Annotated in this window: 12 protein-coding genes; 1 reads left to right on the top strand and 11 read right to left on the bottom strand. The window is 56.6% G+C overall.

From position 1 onward, the window contains the following. Positions 1–87 precede the first annotated feature (87 nt). Positions 88–984: a glycoside hydrolase family 16 protein gene (locus CI070_RS04245; RefSeq protein ID WP_179218366.1), complete on the bottom strand. Its 897-nt coding sequence runs from the start codon at positions 982–984 to the stop codon at positions 88–90. Positions 985–1248: 264 nt separating this feature from the next. Next, on the bottom strand, positions 1249–5610 hold the full coding sequence (locus tag CI070_RS04240; RefSeq protein WP_094136175.1) for a DUF6288 domain-containing protein: 4362 nt from the start codon (positions 5608–5610) through the stop codon (positions 1249–1251). Positions 5611–5786: 176 nt separating this feature from the next. Here CI070_RS04240 and CI070_RS04235 point away from each other — a divergent pair, with 176 nt between their 5' ends. After that, positions 5787–7097, top strand: a complete 1311-nt coding sequence (locus tag CI070_RS04235) for a malic enzyme-like NAD(P)-binding protein (RefSeq protein WP_094136215.1) — start codon at positions 5787–5789, stop codon at positions 7095–7097. Positions 7098–7525: 428 nt separating this feature from the next. On the opposite strand, the gene menD is transcribed toward CI070_RS04235, so the two are convergent. From menD to CI070_RS04185, 9 genes are all read right to left on the bottom strand, one after another. Then, on the bottom strand, positions 7526–9121 hold the full coding sequence (menD, locus tag CI070_RS04230) for a 2-succinyl-5-enolpyruvyl-6-hydroxy-3-cyclohexene-1-carboxylic-acid synthase (RefSeq protein WP_179218365.1): 1596 nt from the start codon (positions 9119–9121) through the stop codon (positions 7526–7528). 5 nt (positions 9122–9126) lie between these two features. Then, on the bottom strand, positions 9127–10734 hold the full coding sequence (locus CI070_RS04225) for a class I tRNA ligase family protein (protein ID WP_094136173.1): 1608 nt from the start codon (positions 10732–10734) through the stop codon (positions 9127–9129). 273 nt (positions 10735–11007) lie between these two features. Next, on the bottom strand, positions 11008–12210 hold the full coding sequence (locus CI070_RS04215) for a MalY/PatB family protein (protein WP_094136171.1): 1203 nt from the start codon (positions 12208–12210) through the stop codon (positions 11008–11010). 26 nt (positions 12211–12236) lie between these two features. Then, on the bottom strand, positions 12237–12656 hold the full coding sequence (gene fucU / locus CI070_RS04210; RefSeq protein WP_094136170.1) for an L-fucose mutarotase: 420 nt from the start codon (positions 12654–12656) through the stop codon (positions 12237–12239). 70 nt (positions 12657–12726) lie between these two features. Beyond that, complete coding sequence (locus CI070_RS04205) at positions 12727–13911, bottom strand: phosphotransferase enzyme family protein (RefSeq protein ID WP_094136169.1); 1185 nt, start codon at positions 13909–13911, stop codon at positions 12727–12729. 40 nt (positions 13912–13951) lie between these two features. Next, positions 13952–14866: a hypothetical protein gene (locus CI070_RS04200; protein WP_143245580.1), complete on the bottom strand. Its 915-nt coding sequence runs from the start codon at positions 14864–14866 to the stop codon at positions 13952–13954. A gap of 212 nt (positions 14867–15078) precedes the next feature. Next, positions 15079–17142 carry an acyltransferase family protein gene (locus CI070_RS04195; RefSeq protein ID WP_094136167.1) on the bottom strand — a complete coding sequence of 688 codons (2064 nt, stop codon included), beginning with the start codon at positions 17140–17142 and terminating at the stop codon, positions 15079–15081. A 129-nt stretch (positions 17143–17271) separates the two neighbouring features. Further along, positions 17272–18348, bottom strand: a complete 1077-nt coding sequence (locus CI070_RS04190; RefSeq protein WP_143245579.1) for an acyltransferase family protein — start codon at positions 18346–18348, stop codon at positions 17272–17274. Positions 18349–18437: 89 nt separating this feature from the next. Further along, complete coding sequence (locus CI070_RS04185; protein ID WP_094136165.1) at positions 18438–19697, bottom strand: Coenzyme F420 hydrogenase/dehydrogenase, beta subunit C-terminal domain; 1260 nt, start codon at positions 19695–19697, stop codon at positions 18438–18440. Between the last annotated feature and the right edge of the window lie 4 nt (positions 19698–19701).

Raw genomic sequence — 19701 nt, 5'->3', positions numbered from 1 at the left:
ATGACGGCTTTTGCCTGAAAGCGCATGCCGGAGATGTCCCGGAAAGTTTATTTCCGCGGCAGGGGGAATAACAAGAGTGCTGGCTGATCAGCTTCTTTTGCGGCGAGCCGCCAGCAGGGCCGCGCCAAGCAAGCCCAGGGAAGCCGCGGCGGGTTCCGGAACGAGGTGGTTGTAGATGCTTGAGGCATAAACTTTGACATAGTCGATGTCGAATGCGGCTCCGGAATTGGCCAGCGTATTTTGGTCAATTCCTTTATTGACTCCTGCGTTTTCCACCCAGTTGCCTCCAATCTGCTGGTCGATGATCAGGTAGAATTCATTCCCGTCCTTGTCAAAGGGCCAGTTTGCGTTATTGGGCTTTTTGAATGAACCGGTTGCTTTTCCGTCCACATAAAAGGTGATGCCTTCTTCCGTCCATTCCATCCCGTAGGTGTGCCAGCTCGTTTTTGCGGCGCCGTCGCTCCAGCCGGGGGTGACCCCCTGGGATTTATCCTGATTGGGAACGCCGTTTTGCGACCAGTGGATTGTCTGGTAAACGCGGCCCTCGTAATTCAGGTGTTCCATGATGTCAATTTCCCCTCCGACAGGCCAGCCTATGCTGTCGGATTTGGGCATCATCCAGATGGCCGGCCAGACGCCCTGCACGCAGTCGAATCTGGCGCGGACTTCTACGTAGCCGTATTGGAAGGAGAAGGTTTTCAGGGAATATACCCCTCCGCAGGCGTATGTTTTGGCCGGTGCGGTCTGGTTGGTTTGAGTAGTGTAGTCCCCGTATTTTCCCCACAGGGTCATGGTGGAGTTGCCGTCCTTTTCCCGGAATTCCACAAGGCTTTCCTCCCGGGATTGGTACTTGCGCCAGTCCGGGGCGTTATAGCCTACGTAATCAATGCGGCTCCAGTTGTGTTCGTTCAGAGATGATCCGTCAAAGTCGTCTTCAAAAACGAGTTCCCAGTTCCTGTCGGATGCCCAGGGAGTCGCCGCCATGACGGAAGATGCTGAAAGTGAGAGAAAGAGAAGAGGAAAAAGGAGCGCCGTTCTGATGAACATCATGAGAAAATATAGAGCGGGCGCCGCTGGGTGTCAATAGACAAAAAATTGGCAGGCGGCCCCGGCATGGAGCAGGAAATTCCCGCCGTCCTTAAGAGGGACCTCCCGGTTTTTCCGGCAGGGGCGCAGCGATTGGCGCCCCTGCCGGAATTCTCTTGTCACAAGGCTTTTTTGTTATTTCCAGCTGCGGGCGGCCGCAGCTTAAGACCGGAGAGCCATATTTTTGGCAGCGTTCGCCTTGTACACGTGCAGTTCCGCAAGGCGGACTTTTCCGCCCTTCTGGAAGAGCTTGACGCGCAGCCTGTTGGTGGTGACGGGGTCAAACGTCCGCATGCATTTGATGAATCCGTTGCCCGGAAGCTGAAGCATGCGCAGCACTTCCGGTTCATTGGCGTACATGGCTTTCTGCGCATCGCTGACGCCGGCGGTGGAGGCTCCCAGGGAGCCCCAGTGGACGGGAACCCACTTGCCGCCCTTGTAGGCTTCAATGATGAGGCGGTTGTGGCCCTTTTCAATCTTGATGTCCACGGCGCGCAGGGCGGCAGGGGATTTCAGGGTGAGTTCCAGCACCAGGGGCTCGTCTTCCGTGGGGGAAGCGTCCAGCTCCTCAATGGTGGTGGCGTCCCGGTCCGTCAGTTTGGCCGTGTCCACACGGCCTCCTGTGGAGGCTTTCAGCTTGTAGTCCTCCACTTCCTCCGTGGAACTTCCCAGCAGTTTCAGTTCATGCACGCGGCATTCCAGGCCGTGCCAGTCCGTGGAAACGTGGAACAGGCAGCGGGAACCCTGAGTCAGGCAGGAGTCATTCGGGGAAACCCAGGTTTTTTCCTTCTTTTTATCCGTTTTGTCGTACACCTCTATCTGATTGCCCTGAGAGGCCGCGGAAATGTAGGTCCCGTCCGGCAGATGGAAGGAGCAGCCCCAGTTGCCGTGATCCCGGATCAGGATGCCCGGCACCCACAGATGGTTGCAGTTGGTGACTGAGAGGGCCTTTTCTGCACATCCCACTTCAAAGCCGCCCACGGCGATGGGGCGGTCGTATTCCACCTCCAGGTCATTGACGCGCCATTTGATTTTGGCGTTCATTTTTTGCACGCCCGGCTGGGTGGGGCCGCTGAGTTCCTTCTTGTAGGAGTAGACGTTCCATTGGCCGCCGAATTTGGAATTGGGCGTCCAGGAAATGGTTTCCATGGGGGAGAAGGTGGTCGTGTCGCTGAATTGCACCGTGCCGGCAAAATCATATTTGTAGGCGGAGTTGGCTTTCCCTTCCTGCTCCTTGTCGCGGTGGAGCCCCAGGGCGCGGCCGCCCAGTGGTTGCTGGACGTCCACGTTCAGAGAATATTCCCCGGGCTGGGGGTTGCCGTCGTTGCGCTTGGGTTCAAAGAAAATGCGCACATCCATGCCCAAAATCATTTCCGCGCAAGTGGCCCTGGTGAGCTGGTCCACCCCGGGAATCTCCATGATGGCCTTGGCGATGGGGAGGGCGCGGTTGTTGACGACATTGATAAGCTTAAAGCGGCAGCCCTGTTCCACCGGAATATTTTTCAATTCCCGGATGGCGGATTTCAGGGAGGCGGGGGCCTTGGTTCCAAGCGCAGCGTTTACCATGGACCAGTTGCGCACGTAGGTGTTCAGGAAGCGGGATTCCGTGTCAATGATGGGGGGAACCTTCCGGAACGTTTTGGCCTGGAATTCAGGCTTGCCCGTAATTGCCAGGTTCTGGCGTTCCGCGCAGAGGGCCGTGATCCAGATGCTGGTGCGGATGTAGGTGCCGATGACGGAGTCCGCCGTCATCAGTTCCAGGCGGTTGGGGTTCTGCATCATGCCGCCGTCAAAGGGGCGCAGCAGCGTCAGTTTCCACCGGAAAGCCTCCATGTTTTTGTAGTATGCTTCCGGATTGGTTCGCCAGTAGGCGGGGAGGGCCCACATGATGGAGAGCGTCTCGGAGGAGTGGCCCTGGTCACAGCCGCCGATGGGGCCTTCCCCATACATGATGCGGCTGTTTTTCGTGTACAGCTCCGGTCCGCCGCAGATGAGGGAGGCGATGTAGTACGGGCCGTGGCGTCCGGAGTAGGTCCCCCCGCATTCACGGTCGGGTTCAAAGGTGAAGGTTTCCGTCATGCGGCCATAGGGTCCCATGCCGGTGGGGCAGATGGACTGGGCATGGTCCATCATTTTGTCCAGTACGCCGTCTTCCGTGCGCGCCGGCGTTTTGCTGGCCAGCGCCAGGAACAGGCACATGTGGGAGCCGCCGATGCTGACGCCTGTTCCCCGGTAGCCCGGGTGAATGCCGTGGCCGGTGACGAAGTCCCCATAAAGGACTTCATTTTTCATGCGCTGCACGCCGTTGCGGATGGCCGGAAGCACGGAGTTGTCCCGGTAGCGCAGCCAGTATTCGCACAGGAAAATGCCCGCGGAGGCCTGGGGGACGGCCCACCAGCACTGGGAGCCGGAGAAGGCGATGTACTGAGCCGCTTTTTTAATGACGGGGTCATACTTCGGGTTGCCCGTGGCCATCAGGGCCAGGCCGGCCCAGCCTGTATCATAATGGTTGCCGCAGTAGCCGCCCGGGCGTTCCCAGGAGCCGTCTTCGCGCTGCTGGGCCGCCAGCCATTCGCTCATCATATGGACGACCGCCTTGCTCTTGGCGCAATTTTTGGGGAAGCCGAGGGCATAAGAACCCAGCTGGGGGATTTTGAAGGTGACGTTTTTCACGTATTTTTTCACTGCGTCCGGCAGGGCAGCGGAGCCGCCCACCTGTACGGTCACGCCCACGGAGGCGGACCACCTGGGGGTTCCCGTTCCTTTAAGATTCCAGTCTCCCTTGGGGATATCAAAGACCAGAGAAGAGACGGCGTGCGCCTGCCATACCTTGCTTTTGGCGTCGTACCTGGCTTCTCCGTAACCCACGGTGTATTGCTGGGCCTTGGTCAGCGGAACGGTTCCGCCGGGGCCTTCCAGCCTCAGTTCCGACCATTCGAAGCCGTCACTGCCGATGCCGTTGCCGCCGTCATCCACACGCAGGCGCACCTGCTGGCCGCCCTTTACCGGAATGGAAAGGGAAACGGGCTTTTTAGCCCGTTCCTCCCGGAAGGCTTCCTTCCAGAGGGGCTGGATGCCCTGGATTTTTTCCACGCTTTCCGCGGGAATAAGGTTCAGGGTGATTTTTCCGGCGCCTTCCGCCTTGTCCACCAGAAGGCCCGCGTGCATGTCCAGGCCGCGCCGGTTCTGATGCTGATAAGGGCCGTAAAGCACGTCCAGGCTTTGCGACGTTTTGAAGAGGTGTCCGTCAATGCCCAGGATCAGGTCACCTTCCTTGACGTATTTTTCGGCAGGGGAACCTTCAATCACCTGGGTGACCGTGTAAAGGTTCGCCACGGGTTCCCCGTTGGGGTCCAGCATGGTTTTTGGGAAGAAGCCGCGGAAGTTCGTGTCCGGCCAGGAGGCGTCCAGGCCGCGGGCGCGGAAGCCCAGAGGACCGAAGGTGGTGATCCAGCCTTTGGCTACTTCCTCGGAATTGCCGAACCAGCTCGTGTACAGCTCGGCGTATTGTTTTCTCCACTGGTTCAGCGGCATGGGCTTGGCGAATTTTTTCACATAGGCGTTCACATCCCCCATATTGGTTGTTTGCCTGGCGGCTTTCCCACGCGGACGCACTACGGGTGCAGGTTTGGCGGCAGTCTGTCCCTCCTGTGATTCCTTCCGGTTGGCGGGCTGTTGCGGTTCCGGCTGTTTTCCATCCGCAGCGTCGTCTGCCGGGGCGGAGGAGCTTTCGTCAGGCTGTGCAGGAGCGTCTGCGGATTTTTCCTCCAAAGCGCCCGGGGCGTCTTCATTCCGTTCCCCGGAGGAAGTGGCCGGCGGCGTTTTTTCCGGCTGCTCCGCCGGTCCGGACGGGGAGAGGCCCGCGGCGTTTTCCTGTTCGGGGGAGGCTTCCCCACTTACGGCGGGCGGGGCGGCTTTCTTTTCCGGTTTGGCGGCTTCCTTCTTTTCCCTGTTGGAGTGGGGAACGTCCGGCTCCTGAGCAGAGACGGGTTTTTCCGCGGGGTTCCGGGTGAAATAATAGGTTCCGCATGCGCCTCCCAGCAGGAGCAGGGTGAGAATCCATATGCCGGCGGAGTTCTTCTTTTTCCGCGGCTGGGGAAGGGAGCCCGCATGAACGGGCGCCGCCCCGGCGGTTCCGGGAGCGGCCAGGGTCCGCTGATCGCGCTGGAGGCGGGATGCCGCAGGGGGCTGCGCGGCGGCATGGCCGCCGGGAATGGCATAAGCCAGGTACAGGGTGCCCAGAGCGGGGATTTCCCCCAGGGAGCCCGTGCGGAACTGCGCTTCGAAATCATTCTTCAGCGGAAGAACTTCCCGTTCAATATCCGTGTTTTCCGGATAACGCAGTTTCCCGCTTTCCGGGTCGCGCACAGCGAGCCCCTGGGGACAGAATTCGCGGAGCAGGTATTGAACATGGTCGGCGTCCGAAGCGTAATACACATGGCAGAGGGAATCCGTCTGCTTCAGGGATTGGATAAGATAACCGTTGATATTAAATCCGGAAGGGAGGGGAGGCGTATGTTCCATGGTCACATGACAGGTGATTATCCGACTGCCTGTTAGCATATCCGGAGGCTTCTATCAATGTAAAAAGAGGTTTTCTGGGGCCGGAGCGTGTGACGCGATTAATTGATTATTTGCTTGAATGCATGGCGATTATGTGGTGCAAGCAAGGCTCGCTTTTTTGTTTTTCCATTACAATCATGAGTTCCGATATTAGATTAGACGCCTTGCAGTATCATTCCCAGCCCCGCCCCGGCAAGGTGGAAACGCTTCCCTGCAAGCCCTGCTTTTCACAACGGGATTTGACGCTTGCCTATTCCCCGGGCGTAGCCGAACCCTGTCTCCGCATTCAAGAAGATCCTTCCCAGAGCGCCCTGTATACCGGGCGTTCCAATCTGGTGGGCGTGATCACCAACGGCACCGCCGTTCTGGGGCTGGGCAATATCGGCCCGGATGCGGCCAAGCCGGTGATGGAAGGCAAGGGCGTTTTGTTCAAGGTATTCGCGGACATTGATGTTTTTGACATTGAGCTGAACGTGAAGGAGCCGGAAAAGCTGATTGAAACGATCAAGACCATGGAGCCCACCTTCGGCGCCATCAATCTGGAGGACATCAAGGCTCCGGAATGCTTCATGGTGGAGGAACGCCTCCGCCAGGAGATGAATATTCCCGTGTTCCATGACGACCAGCATGGAACGGCGGTGATCTCCGGCGCCGCCCTTTTGAACGCAGCCGAGTTGACGGGCCGCAAGCTGGAGGATATGAAGGTCGTCGTCGTCGGGGCCGGGGCCGCCGGCATTTCCTGCGCCAAGTTCTACATGACGCTGGGAGTGCGCCGCGAACATATCTATATGTTTGACTCCAAGGGGCTGATTCATACCGGGCGCATTGACCTGCACGCCACGAAAGCCCAGTTCTCCCAGTCGGAAGACTGTTCCCTGGAGGAGGCCCTCACCGGAGCGGACGTGTTCCTGGGGCTTTCCACCAAGGGATTGCTCACGCAGGACATGGTCAAGCTGATGGCTCCTTCCCCCATCATTTTCGCCTGTGCGAATCCGGACCCGGAAATCACTTACCAGGATGCCAAAAAAGCGCGGCCTGACTGCATCATGGGATCCGGACGTTCCGACTGGCCCAACCAGGTGAACAATGTTTCCTGCTTCCCCTTTATTTTCCGTGCCGCCCTGGATGTGCGCGCCTCCGTCATCAATGAACAGATGAAAATCGCCGCCGCCCGCGCCCTGGCTGATTTGGCGAAGGAACCCGTCCCTCAGGAGGTGATTGACCTTTACGGGGGCGCCCCGCTCAGCTTCGGCATCGATTACGTGATTCCCAAGCCCATTGATCCCCGCATCATTGAATGGGAATGCCCGGCGGTGGCCCAGGCGGCCATGATTTCCGGCGTGGCCCAGTCCCCCATCCGGGATATGGAGGCCTACACGCTGGAATTGCGCAAGCGCATTGCCGCGGCTCGTGAACGCGTCGCCGGCGTGGTGCGCAGCTACCTTTAACGGGGTTCCCGGCGGGAAGCCGGAAAACCCATGCCTCCGGCGTTCGCGCCGGGCGGCTGCAAAAGCCGGGTGGATTGATGTTCCGCCCGGTTTTTGCATGCCCATACAGGGAGGTGTTTTTATAGCGGGGATACTGCATCAGAGCATTCTGGAGGCGGAAAGAGGGATTGCGGCGCGGCGCTTCCTTCCGTATGAATTAAGGCGGACATGCTGTTGCCCGGCGTTTCCCTGTTGAATGCGGCTTGGTGAATACCACCATGGTGAGGCTGTTTTCTTCTCTTCGTCAGGCAAGAAAGAAATTCCCCTATGGTCAGATGGAGGAAATGTTATTTTTATCTGGTACTTTCAAGCCATGTGGAGAGAACCGCAAGATATGGCCGGGCGGAGGATCGTCTTCGCTCCGGTCTTTGGTAAAGGCTTGCCTTCATTTAGGCGTTAGCCAGCCGGAGGCGCATCTGTTCCGTCTGTTCCCTGTCCGGGATAAGTTCTACAAGCGTCTGGCTGTTTTCCTCCAGGGAATCAAGCTGGTCGAAGTCCTCCGCCGTGCGGATCGCCAGGTAGCTCATGCCCCATTGTTCCGCAATGGCCTTGAAGGAATGGGCGTGGGGTTGCACCAGCAGTTTCCTCATGGCTTCGGAATGTCCGTCCGCCCCGGGCAGGGCTCGGAAGATGCCGCCGCCCCCGTTATTGATGACGCCGAGGACGCGTGTGCCCTTGTCCAGTTGGGGAAGGAGCGCCAGGGCATTGGAATCATACATGGCGGTCAGGTCGCCCACGAGGGCCCAGGAGCGGGAGCACCTGGCGGAGACCCCCAGAAAACCGGAGATTTGCCCGTCAATGCCGTTGGCTCCCCGGTTGGCGCGGACGTTTTCCGTGGGGATGGCCGTCTGGGCGAAGCTGTTCCAGTACCGCACGGGCATGGAGTTGCCCAGGTAAATGCAGTCGCTGTCCGCGGCAAAGCAGGAGAAGGAGCGCACCATGGCCTGTTCGCTTTCCGGGCAGGTGATGAGCAATTCCTCCATCAGGGCTTTTCTGCGTTTGTTCATGGCGCGCAGACCGTTGACGTCGCCCACGGTATCTATATCCCCCAGCGCGTGCAGAATAGCCTCCAGATCTCCGGTGACGACGGTGGAGGGGCGGGCCAGCCCGGAGAAGCCGGTGCGGGTGACGGAAAAGACTTCCGTGGCCGGAATGTCCTCCAGGTCGCGCCAGAAGCGGGCCACGGGCACGTCCCCTAATCTGAGCAGGACGGCGGGCGGGTGTTCCCGCAGCAGGGCGTCCGCGTCCGTCAGGGCCAGATGGGCCAGCTCTTCCCGGAGTCCGGAGGTGGCGTCCGCCACCACGGGAGCTTTCAGTTCGTTGGCCAGCCACCGGGCCGGGGCCTGTTCCGTGGGGTCCAGGCCGCCGATCATGACTACCAGCCCGTCGCGCGATGTGAAGCGCAGGGCCCGGGCCAGCTCCGCCAGGGAGCCCCGGAAGCCGTTTTCCTCCGGAGGTTCCGCCGGGTAAAGGTCGCAGCTGCCGGGATTCCAGGCAGGGTCCGGGTCCGGCAGGCACACGTTGATGTGGAGCGGGGAGGCGTAATCCCAGTCTTGCAAAATGTCTTCCGGCAGGTTTTCCGGCGTTTCCAGGTCAATCGTGGGTGCGTAAATGCCGAACAGATCCGCCTGTTCAATGGCCTGGGGAGCGGCGGAACCCCGGCAGGCCGCCGGGCGGTCCGCCGTAAGCAGGAGCAGGGGACGGCGCTGGTAGTAGGCCTCCACCACGGCGGGGAGCAGTTCCGCCGCCGCCGTTCCGGAGGTGGTGACCACGGCCACGGGCAGCCCCATATCCTGAATGCGGCCCAGCGCAAAGAAGGCGGCGGACCGTTCGTCAAAGTGAGTCCATTTCACCAGATCCTCCGCGGCGGCCAGCACCTGGAGCAGCGCCATATTGCGCGCGCCGGGGCAGACCACCCACTCGCAAATGCCGCCCAGGCAGCATTGGGCCAGCAGGGATTTGACGAAGGATGCGGGGGAGCTCACGGGAATCAGCCTTGTTTTTTTGCCGCCCTGGCCGCTTTTTCAGCCAGTTTGGCCTTTTCCTCATCCGAAAGAATGCGGGGAAAGACGGGGGCGGGATCATTGATGCGGTGCCCTGCGGGGAGGATTCCCCATTCCAGCGCGGCCGGCGTGAGTTCCCGGAACAGGTCCCCGGCATTGAGCTGGTCCAGAATGCGGGCGGAGGCGTCCGGCAGGACGCAGCCGATGAGATAGCCCGTCTGGGCGCAGCATTCCAGCAAATGGCGCAGCACGCAGCGGAGGCGCGGGGCGGAGGCTTCATCCTTGGCCAGCTGCCAGGGCTGCTGCTGCTCAATGTACGCGTTGCAGGCGGAAACCTGGGCGTTCAGGGCCGCCAGGGCGTCGGAGACCATGTTGTCGTCCATGTATTTGGAAAACAGGGTGACGGCCTGGTCCATGGTGGCGCGCAGGGCCCTGGAGGCTTCGTCATCATATGCCTCCGCGCCGGAGATAACGGAGTCGCAATAGCGGCGCGTCATGTTGATGGAGCGGTTGCACAGGTTGCCGAGGTCGTTGGCCAGCTCCGTATTGTACAGCATGACCAGGCGGTCCGCGTCAAAGTTGGCGTCCTTCCCGGTGGTGATGTCCCGCACCAGGTAATAGCGCACGGGTTCCGGGCCGAACTGTTCCGCCAGCAGGTTGGGGTCCACCACGTTGCCGATGGACTTGGACATTTTTTCCCCGTTGATGTTCCACCAGCCGTGCACGAGCAGGGTGGGCATTTCCTCGTCGGAGAAGCCCATGGCATGCAGCATGGCGGGCCAGTACACGCCGTGGGCGGGCACCAGGATGTCCTTGCCGATGACTTCGCAGTCCGCGGGCCAGAGTTTGGAGAAATCCGGCAGGCCGCTGTCCGGCTCCGCCAGATAGCCGGCGAAGGAAATGTAGTTGATCAGGGCGTCAAACCAGACGTAGGTGACGAATTCGGGGTCGAACGGGAACTCGATTCCCCAGGAAAGGCGGCTCTTGGGGCGGGAAATGCAGAGGTCCGAGTCAAAGTCAATGGCGTTGAGCACTTCCGCCTTGCGGAAGGCCGGAAGAACGAAATCGCCGCTCTTTTCCACGAACTGCTTCATCCATTCCACATGGTCGGTCAGGCGGAAATACCAGTTTTCTTCCTCCAGTTCCACCACTTCCCCCCATTCCGGTCCGAAGTTGCCTTCCGCATCCCGTTCCTTGTCCGTCAGGAACTGTTCCTGGCGCACGGAATAGAACCCCTTGTAGGATTTTTTGTAAAGCTGGCCCTTGTCTTTCAGGTCCGTCAGGATTTTCTGCACGCAGGCCTTGTGGCGCGGGTCCGTCGTGGAGGCCCATCCGTCATTGCTGATGCCCAGGCGGTCCCACAGCGCCTGGAACTGGGCGGTGATGTTGTTGACATGTTCCTGCGGCGTAATGCCCAGCTTTTCCGCCGTCTGCTGCACTTTCTGCCCGTGCTGGTCCACCCCGGTCAGGAAATAGACTTCCTCCCCCTTCATCCGGTGCCAGCGCGCGAGAACGTCCGCCAGGACTTTTTCATAAGCGTGCCCGATGTGGGGCGGTCCGTTGGTGTAGTCAATGGCCGTGGTGATATAGTACATGCGGGGAACGATACTCCTTTCCTTTTATTTTGCAAGCAAAGTCATGGCGGCGTCCCGGGAGCGTTTCCCGGCATGGGAGGGGAGAATAAGGCGCTGCCGTGGGTGAAACGGCGGAAGAGGATGTGCGGATATTCCCTTTCCGCCGCGCCGTGACCTTTTCCGCACGGAGACCCAACAGGAGAAAATCCGGCGGGGCCGGATGTCCCCGGAAAAGTTTCCCCAATGCATGGTTCCGGGAATGGACTCCATTGCCGGAGAGCGTGCAACCTGTTTTTAACCCTGGGCCTGTTGCCGCCGGAACCCGCGGTTTTGGTAAGCTTCCTCCAGCTGGTTGAGCGCCCGTTCCAGGATGGAGCGGGGACAGCCCGCGTTCAGGCGCATGAAGCCTTCCCCTTCCTTGCCGAAGATGGAACCGTCGTTGAGAGCCAGGCGCGCGCCGTCCACAAAAAACTCCACCAGCTCCTTCTGGGAAAGGTTCAGTTCCCGGCAGTCCAGAAAGACCAGGTAGGAGGCATCCGGCATGATGGCCTTGATTTTGGGCATGCGGCGGCGCAGTTCCCGGTCAATGAAGCGGATGTTTTCCTGAATGTAGTCCAGCGCCTGGGCCAGCCATTCCTCCCCCGCCGGGCCGGAATAGGCGCTGATGAGCCCTTCGTACGCGAAGACGTGCCCTTCCGCAAGCTCCCTCCCGCTGACGAAGTCCTGGTATTTCGCGAACAGGTCCGGATTCTGGCAAATCATGTAGGAGCTGCCCAGGCCGGGCACGTTGAAGGTTTTGCTGGGCGCCATGTAGGTGACGGAGTTCATGCGGGCCTGTTCGGAAACGGTGGCGAATACGGTGTGCCTGCGGCCGGGGAGGGTCAGGTCCGCATGGATTTCATCGGAAACAACCAGCGTGCCGCTTGCCGTGCAGATTTCAGCCACGCGGCGCAGCTCCTCCGGACTCCATACGCGGCCTCCGGGATTGTGGGGATTGCACAGGATGAACATGCGGCAGCCGCGCACGGCTTCCTGCATGTGGTTGAAGTCCATGCGGTAGCGGCCGTTTTCCAGAATGAGGGGATTGTTGACGGTTTCCCGGCCGTTTTCCCGGATAATCATGGCGAAGGGATGGTATACCGGAGGCTGGATCATGATTTTGTCCCCCGGGTCCGTAAAACACTGGATGGCGCTGGAAATGCCGGGAACAATGCCCGGAGCGAAGCCTATTTCCGAGGCGTTCACCTTCCACCCGTGGCGGCGTCCCACCCAGTCCCGGATGGCTTCAAAGAAAGCGCGGGGCTTGACGGTATATCCCAGGACTTCGTGTTCGCAGCGGCGGCGGATGGCTTCCATGATGAAGGGGGGCGTCCTGAAGTCCATGTCCGCCACCCACAGGGGGATCAGGTCGTCCCGGCCCCAGCGGGGCAGCAGGGCTTCATATTTCAGGGCTCCGGTGCCGCGGCGGTCGATTACTTCGTCAAAGTCGTACTGCATGGAAGGGGCTGTCTGGCGGGCAATGGTCAGGAAAGAGGGGTAACGCCTTTTTTCAGGATGATGTTGCCGTATTTGGCCGTTTCCCCGGTGATGACGACGGCATAGGCCTTTTTAGCCCGTTCGTAAAAGGCGTAGCGCTCCATTTGCTCAATCTCCCCGTCATAATTCAGGGCCTTGCGGTATTTGGCCTCTACCGCAGGGTCCAGGGAGTCCCCCGGAACCGGGGCCATCATGATGACAGGGGTGGCGTAGGCGTCCAGTTCCAACAGGGGAATGACGGCGGCCAGCAGGGCGTCCGCCCCCAGGCCGTCCGCCCTCAGCACCGTAGGGTTGAAGGTATGGGCGGGAAAGTGGGCGTCTGAAAAGACAATTTCGTCTCCATGCCCCATTTCCGCGAGAATTTTCAGCAGGGAAGGGCTGATGAGGGGAGAAATATTTTTTAACATGCCCCGCAGTATAGCACCAGCCCGCGTTCCGGTACTATCATAAAATTGGGGTAATGCCGGTCATGCCCTCTCAGCCGTTAACAGTCTGGAAGCATTTCCGGACGCATTCTTCCATTTCGGGCATTTGCTCTTCCATGCTTTCCACCAGCCTGAGCTGGGTGCGGGCACGGTGCAGGTTGTGCCGTTCTTTTTTCGTTTTGAAATAAACGTCCCCTTCCAGGTAGTCCGTCAGGAAGCGGATTCCCGTTTCCAGCGTGATGAGCAGACCGGAAAAAGCGAGTTTGGAGACTTCCTGCGGCGTGATGAAGTCCCTGGCGGTTTCCAGATATCCCTTGACGACGGCCTCAAACATGGGCATGCGCAGGCAAGTTTTATCCAGATTTTCTTCATCTTCCGCCGCGGGGGAGGTCATGGTGCGCACCATGTCTCCGAAGTCGTACAGGACGCTCCCGGGCATGACGGTATCCAGGTCAATGACGCAAACAGCCTCGTCCGTCTCCCTGTCCAGCATCACGTTGTTGATTTTCGTGTCGTTGTGGACGATTCTGACGGGAAGCTCCCCCCGTTTCTGGAGATCCAGCAGCACGTCCACGCAGCGTTCGCGGCGGCGGATGAAGTCCAGCTCGTTGCGGCAGGTGTTCAGCCGTCCGTGGGAGTCCGCCGCCGCTGCTTTTTCCAAATGGTCAAAGCGTCTGCGGGTGTGGTGGAAGAATGGAATGGTTTCATGAATGTCCTCCGGATTCATATCGCACAGGAGCTGTTGGAAAGCGCCGAAAGCCCGGGCTGCTTCGTAAGCCTGGCGGGGATGGTCCGCCACGTCGAACGTGTGGGTGTTTTCAATGCAGTTGTAGCATCGCCAGAAACCGGAACCGGGAATTTCCAGATATTTGCGGCCCCCCCGGGCGGAGTACAGGTTCAGCGTCTGGCGGAAGGGCGTTTTCAGTACCCGGAGCATTTTCCAGCGGATGTGGTTGGTTACCTTTTCCACGTTGTGCATGACGTCCCTGGGGCATGGGAATACGGCATCATTCACGCGCTGGAAAATGTAGCGGCGGGTGGTGCCGTCCGGCTCCAGGCAGGTAGCCCGGAAGGTCATGTTGATGTGGCCGCTGTTAATGGTTTCGCAATGGAGGAAGTTGCCTGCGATGGCAAACGCGTCGCTCAGGGCGGCCACTTGTTCCTGAACGGGGGCGGTATGAAAAAAACGGGGGATATGAAAAGTTAAAGAAAGGCTCCGGCATGATTGATGGCACATGCCGGAGCCTGCGTTGGTTGAGTGAGTGACAGTCAGATTTTTAGAAGGAATAGGCAACTCCTACCCCGGCGACGAAGGTGAAATTGCGGTAAACCTTGGATGGTTCCCTGTAGGGGAAGCGGGAGGAAGCGCCGCGATGGTTGGCCGCCAGGCCGCCGTTGCCGAGCCAGACCGTTCCAACAAACGGAGTCACGGTCAGGTCTTTCGTAGCTTTGACAGGGGCGGAAACCGTCAGGGAAATGCCCTGTGTCCCATTGGCGTTCAGGGAATTGCTGTCAAAATAACCGGCCGTGGCGTTCCAGGTGCCCGCCACGATGACGGAGGTGGATTTGTTGACGTCATACTTGTACCCCAGGGTATTGGTAAACCACCAGCCTGTCATCCAGCGGAACGTGTATTGCACACGGCAGTCCCAGAAGAAGTTTTCCAGTCCTTTGCCGAAGTCATGGTGAATGTCCAGAACGAAGCTGTGTTCTTCCGGCCTATTGTGACTGAAAATGGGGATGCCGGAGTTGTTGCCTGTATTGTGGATATTGAAACTTCCGGGGATGCCGCCGTGAACAAACTGGTAGCTCAGAGCCGCGATAGTCGATTTTCCGAATTTGCGGCTGACGCCTAAAATGGCCGATCCTTCGTCGCAAATCCCGGAATCATTATGTTCCAGACCATTATCTGTCAGCCACTGATATTTCAATCCGCCTATCAGGGAATATTGATTGTTCAATTGATAAGCGCCGACGGCTTCCAAAGGAATGACATGATCGCTGGCGGAATTCTGGAAAGCCAGGCCGCGGCTGATATATTTGGTAGCGTAGCCTGCTCCCAGCTGGGCGGAGAAGGCCTTGCCTCCGTTATTGGCGTTTAAAACATCCAGGGGAAGCTGGATATCGGCAGCTGCCATGCCGGAAAAAGCGGCCATGGCAGCACACGTTGCAATAATGGTTTTACGTTGCATAATTATATGGGGAAAATATGATAACAATATTTTTATTTTTAGCAAGAGTATCTTCAATACCAGAAAAGAAATATGAAAATATGTTCAATGTATGACAAAAAGTGTTAAACATTTGGCTCATTATTCATCATGCAAGGGCATTTTTCTCAAGGAAAACTCTATTGCTTACACAGAAGTCGGATTTATTTAAACGTTTTCTGCGGCAGACGCATTCACGGGGATGGCTTTTGTGAAACTGATGATGCCGCGGATTTTTTTTCCAGCGCTTTTTTTAACTGGGGTTTCAGGTATTGGAAGAGCCTGATGGAGCCCTTGCTGGACATGTGGTCGCCATCCTTGTACAGGATTTCCCCGTGTTCATAGGCGTTGAACGGCCTGTTTTCCGATATATGGGGAAGGATGCGCAGGACGGTGCAGAGCCCTTCCTGTTCAAGCCGGTCAAGGATGGAAAGTACGGCGGCGTGATCTTCCCTGTATTTTTGCCGCGTGCATGTAAGGCTTTCCTGGCCTTTTCCCGTTTTCCCCCTGCGTGCCAGGTTCCTGATGTATTTATCCACATTATTTTGCTTAATGAGCGGAGTGGGGGCCAGCAGGATGACTTGCTTGTCCATCGCCCGCAGTTCGGAGATAAATGCGCGGAGGGAGGCTGAATAGGCAGGTTCGCCGGCGGGAAGCGGCTTCAGCTTCCAGTCCAGTATATTTTTACTGTCGTAACGGGCGCTCCAGTGCTGGGCTATGACCACATGGTTAATTTCCGGGTGGACGTTCAGCCATGCCATGAGGGCTTTTATTTTTTTCTCGTCGCAATAATAGCTTTCATCAAACGGCAGCGCGGGCAATTCCCGGTTCCAGAATGGGGAAATGACGGAAGAAACGTAAATCCCGGAGATGCCCAGTTCCCAGCATGCGGCGTCCAGCCCGCAAAAGGCCGCAGAGGCATGGCTGTCTCCAAACAGGACCACGGATGGAGTTCCGGAAGGAGAACCCAGCTGCAGCAGGCTGGGTTCCGCACTTCCCTTGAAATCGGCTCTGCTGACGAAGGCAAAGATGTTGCTGTTGAATCTGATGGCTCCCTTATCAAATCCCCTGGCGGCTTCAGGAGATTTGATTTCTGATGCGCCATGCATCTGGGGGCTGGAAATGGAGTTGATTTCCTTGTTGATGTAGTACCGGAATCCTTCCGTCTGCCTTCCAGCTGCGCATAGAAGCAACGCGAAAAGGTATAAGGGGATAAACCATTTCATCTTCATGCGCTTTTTTTCTACTGTAAGGTACAGGAGGCTTCCCAGGACTGCGGACGCCGCTCCGATGGCAAGCATGCCGTGCCATCCGGGAGCATGGAGAAACCATGAATGATAGAACGCGATGAGAGGCATATGCACCAGGTAAAGGGAGAATGAAATTCCTCCAATCCACAGCAGCAGTTTATTGTTGAAGTATTGATGCAGCCTGCCGTATTCCGCATACCGGATCACCAGGCATGTCCCCAAAACTACGGCTGCCGAACAGAGGGAAACGTTCTTTCCATGGGAAAGAGCGGGAACGAGGATACATAATACTCCAAGGAGAAAAAGGAGATCGTTTTTCCACAGGTTTGCGCAACGTGTTGAACTTAAGGGGGGGGGGTAGATTGCTAACAAAATCCCCGCGCAAACCTCCCATAAACGGGGCAGCGTCATGTAATGGGAGGGAGCGTGAATCTGCTCCCAGACGGGCACGCCGATTTCCTGCAACAGGTTGTGAATGGGATAGGAATAGGCCCAGAGAAAGGACCCGATGCCGGCGATCCAGAAAAGAGAGGCCGCTGCCCGTTTGGGAAGGTAACGGTACAGGACGCATCCCGCGGCAAACAAAAGATAAATTTGCACCGTCACCGCCAGGTACCACATGTGCAGGAATGGATTGCCGGCGGAATCCTGCGCGAAATAATCGGACTGGATGATGGCCAGGAATCTGTTTGCGGCTCCTATCAGCGTGTATCCGCCTGTGGAACTGGCTGTCGCCAGGTCCGTGTAGTCCAGAAAGAACATGCCGGCCAGGAGGGTAAGCGGAATGATGACGGCAACCGGGGTAAACAGCCTTAACACTTTTTTACGGGCAAATTCCCCCAGACGGATTTGCATCTGCTGTTTCTGGAAGGATTTCATAAGCAGGTAGCCTGAAATCACCAGAAATACTTCTACGCCGAAGTAGCCGTAGGGGAAATGCTCCGGATTGAGATGAAAAAGAATGATCAGAATAATCGCCAGCCCTCTGAGTGAAGTGATTTGCTTCATATATGATATGGATGGAATTTTAGAAAATCTCAAATATGTCCTGCGTTTGACGTTTATGAAACTAGGTCTTTTCTTCTTTATTCAAGAACCATCCATGGGGCTGTCAGGCATGGAGCGCCGTGGATTTCTTCACTTTGGAGGCGGTTTGACGCCAAATAGCCAGGACGCGAGAAAGTTGCTGGAACGAAGTACATTGCTTATCAATAGACAGAGGGTGATGATGGCTGCTGATACGGTGATGCCGATAAACAGTTGAATGATGACCGTATTGCCTGTGGTTAAAAATGGCTGTAAGAATTTCAGATTGGGAAGGAAAAAGTAATGGAGCAGGTAGATGTCCAATGTGCGCCGGCCGATGTATTCCAGGAGATTACCAGAGATATTGCCTTCGTTGAAGTATCTCTCCTTGCTGAAGAAGAATGAAACTACGACTATTAAACCGGCATATCGTACAAGAATGCCGATTATTTTGGCTGAATTGGGGGGGGGTGGAAATATTTGGGATTTTTCAATTAGATTCATAAAACAAAGACACGCCACAAAAATAACTATGAAAAGGGTTTTAAACCAATCCTTTGTTAATAACCGTGCAAACTGGTTCCAGTACTTGCGGCAAAAGATTCCCAATGCAAAAAACTGGAAATAGCGGGTTACCTCATACTCGCACAATATGCCTCCCAGCGGGGAATCCCAGAATTCTCTTATTGCCGGCACCCCGAAAGAGAGGAAATAGATGGAAGAAACGAGCAGGAGCCCGATGTCCAGCATGCGCTCCGTGCAACATAACCTGGATAACAGAGACAGAGCCAGGAAGATTAAAAACATCTGAAACAGGGTGATGGTAAACCAATATCCCTGGAAACCCGTGTGCAGCCATGTAAAGATTCCCTGACCCTGACAAAACAGGAACAGGGAACAAAACACAATCGTTCCAATTACCTGTGCCTGAATCTTCCTTTTGATGACGTCACCCACAAGGGAGGCGGTCCATTTCGTGCAAACCCTGTAGGCGAAGAAGCCGCTGACAAAAAAGAACAGAGGCATCCGGAAAGTCATGATCACCCAGTTTACAGTACTGTCCTTCACGTCGGTCAGGCCCATGGAGAAAAGTACTACATGACTGAATACGACGAAAATCATGGAAAAGCCCCGGAGGGCGTCAAAGTATCTCAGCCTTCCTGTTTTCTCTCCTGTATGTTTATTCATATTGATCGGAACGTGTGTCAATCTGAAAGGTGTCGCATTTCAGATGATTGCTATGCAGGTAGTTGATAATCAGTTTGTTCAGGCAGCTGTTAAGGCTTTTCAGAGTGGTTTTTTTCTTTTCTGCCGGAAGAGAACAGCGAGCGGCAAAGAATACATTTCAACACGGATTTTAATTTCGTCTTTATCTTTGCAAGAAGCTTAGGGCGGAAATATGATTCCATCAGATTGACCGCCGCCTGATCGGAACGGCATTTGGCCAGCTTCCGGAAAAAGGAGTCCCGATGAGGGTTTTTCCGGGGATCAAAACGTAATCCCTCATTATGCGCTGCCGCCCATTTATATTCGGCAGGACGTAAAACGGACAGAGAGCCGCGCACAGATTCCAACAATGCGTGAGCCCTGGGCGTCTTGCAGATAATGATGGAAAGCCCCTCTTGCATGACCAGATCCGGAAAATAGTTTTCCACTCCCCAAAAATCTCCAAGCGTGATGTCGCTGCCGCTTTCCATATTTTTGGCAGGGCATTTTTCACATGACGGGCGGGAAAACATGCCTTCCAAAAAACCGCGTCCGTAGGCGGTTTCATAAATGGAATCTTCAAGGGGTGGGGTGTTGGTTGATTCCACCACGAAGGAATCACATCTCCAGCCCCGCGCAGGAGAGAAAGTCTTTTTTCTCATGAAAACGCCGGAAACATCGGAAATCCTGTTCTTGGCGATCAGATTGCGGAAAAAGGACTTCCAAACTTTCGGAGACGGTACGCTATGGCAGGCAACATCAACGGTAATTAAAAGTTCGGAGTTTTTCCGGATGACTTTTTTCAGCCCTTGAATTTGGCACGGAGTTCCGGAAAAAAGGACTTTACGGTTTGATTTCAGAAAATCACGGACCTGAAAGAATGCGTTTCCTATGGTGGATTGGACATATTTGCTGCCTTGGAAAAGATACAGGTCTTTTTTGTCTGTGATGAAATCGTGCCGGACTCCCATGAAATCCTCGTCCCACCTGGCTCCAAAAACGACTCCTCCCTCATTCAATACCTTCTCTGCCAAAATGGGAAATATTCCTCCGGAAGCGCTGTTCTGCGCCGTTAGGCTATCTCCGCTGCGTGCGGCATACGCTTTGATTGGTTCTCTGTCTGCCTCTCCCGCGGCGTTTTTTCTTTCTTCCTTCTGTGAAATCATGGGGCAGACGTTCTCGCACAGATGGCAGTCCACGCAGAGGTTTTGATCAGTTGACGGATAAAGGAAGCCTTCCTGATCCGGATGCATGGAAATGCATTTCCGGGGGCAGATTGTCACGCAGGCGTGGCAGCCGCAACAATCGTATTTGTTTTCCAAAATGATCATGTTC

This window comes from Akkermansia muciniphila (assembly GCF_900184965.1).
Classification (GTDB): Bacteria; Verrucomicrobiota; Verrucomicrobiia; order Verrucomicrobiales; family Akkermansiaceae; genus Akkermansia; species Akkermansia muciniphila_A.
Note: the sequence above shows the minus strand (reverse complement) of the source record. Positions and strands in the feature narration are given on the sequence as shown.

Coding starts and splice junctions, on each gene's coding strand:
- CI070_RS04215 (WP_094136171.1), bottom strand. CDS start 12,210: ATGCAGTACGACTTTGACGAAGTAATCGACCGCCGCGGCACCGGAGCC.
- CI070_RS04225 (WP_094136173.1), bottom strand. CDS start 10,734: ATGTACTATATCACCACGGCCATTGACTACACCAACGGACCGCCCCAC.
- CI070_RS04240 (WP_094136175.1), bottom strand. CDS start 5,610: ATGGAACATACGCCTCCCCTCCCTTCCGGATTTAATATCAACGGTTAT.
- CI070_RS04205 (WP_094136169.1), bottom strand. CDS start 13,911: ATGTGCCATCAATCATGCCGGAGCCTTTCTTTAACTTTTCATATCCCC.
- CI070_RS04195 (WP_094136167.1), bottom strand. CDS start 17,142: ATGAAGCAAATCACTTCACTCAGAGGGCTGGCGATTATTCTGATCATT.
- CI070_RS04200 (WP_143245580.1), bottom strand. CDS start 14,866: ATGCAACGTAAAACCATTATTGCAACGTGTGCTGCCATGGCCGCTTTT.
- CI070_RS04185 (WP_094136165.1), bottom strand. CDS start 19,697: ATGATCATTTTGGAAAACAAATACGATTGTTGCGGCTGCCACGCCTGC.
- CI070_RS04245 (WP_179218366.1), bottom strand. CDS start 984: ATGGCGGCGACTCCCTGGGCATCCGACAGGAACTGGGAACTCGTTTTT.
- CI070_RS04235 (WP_094136215.1), top strand. CDS start 5,787: ATGAGTTCCGATATTAGATTAGACGCCTTGCAGTATCATTCCCAGCCC.
- CI070_RS04190 (WP_143245579.1), bottom strand. CDS start 18,348: ATGAATAAACATACAGGAGAGAAAACAGGAAGGCTGAGATACTTTGAC.
- fucU (WP_094136170.1), bottom strand. CDS start 12,656: ATGTTAAAAAATATTTCTCCCCTCATCAGCCCTTCCCTGCTGAAAATT.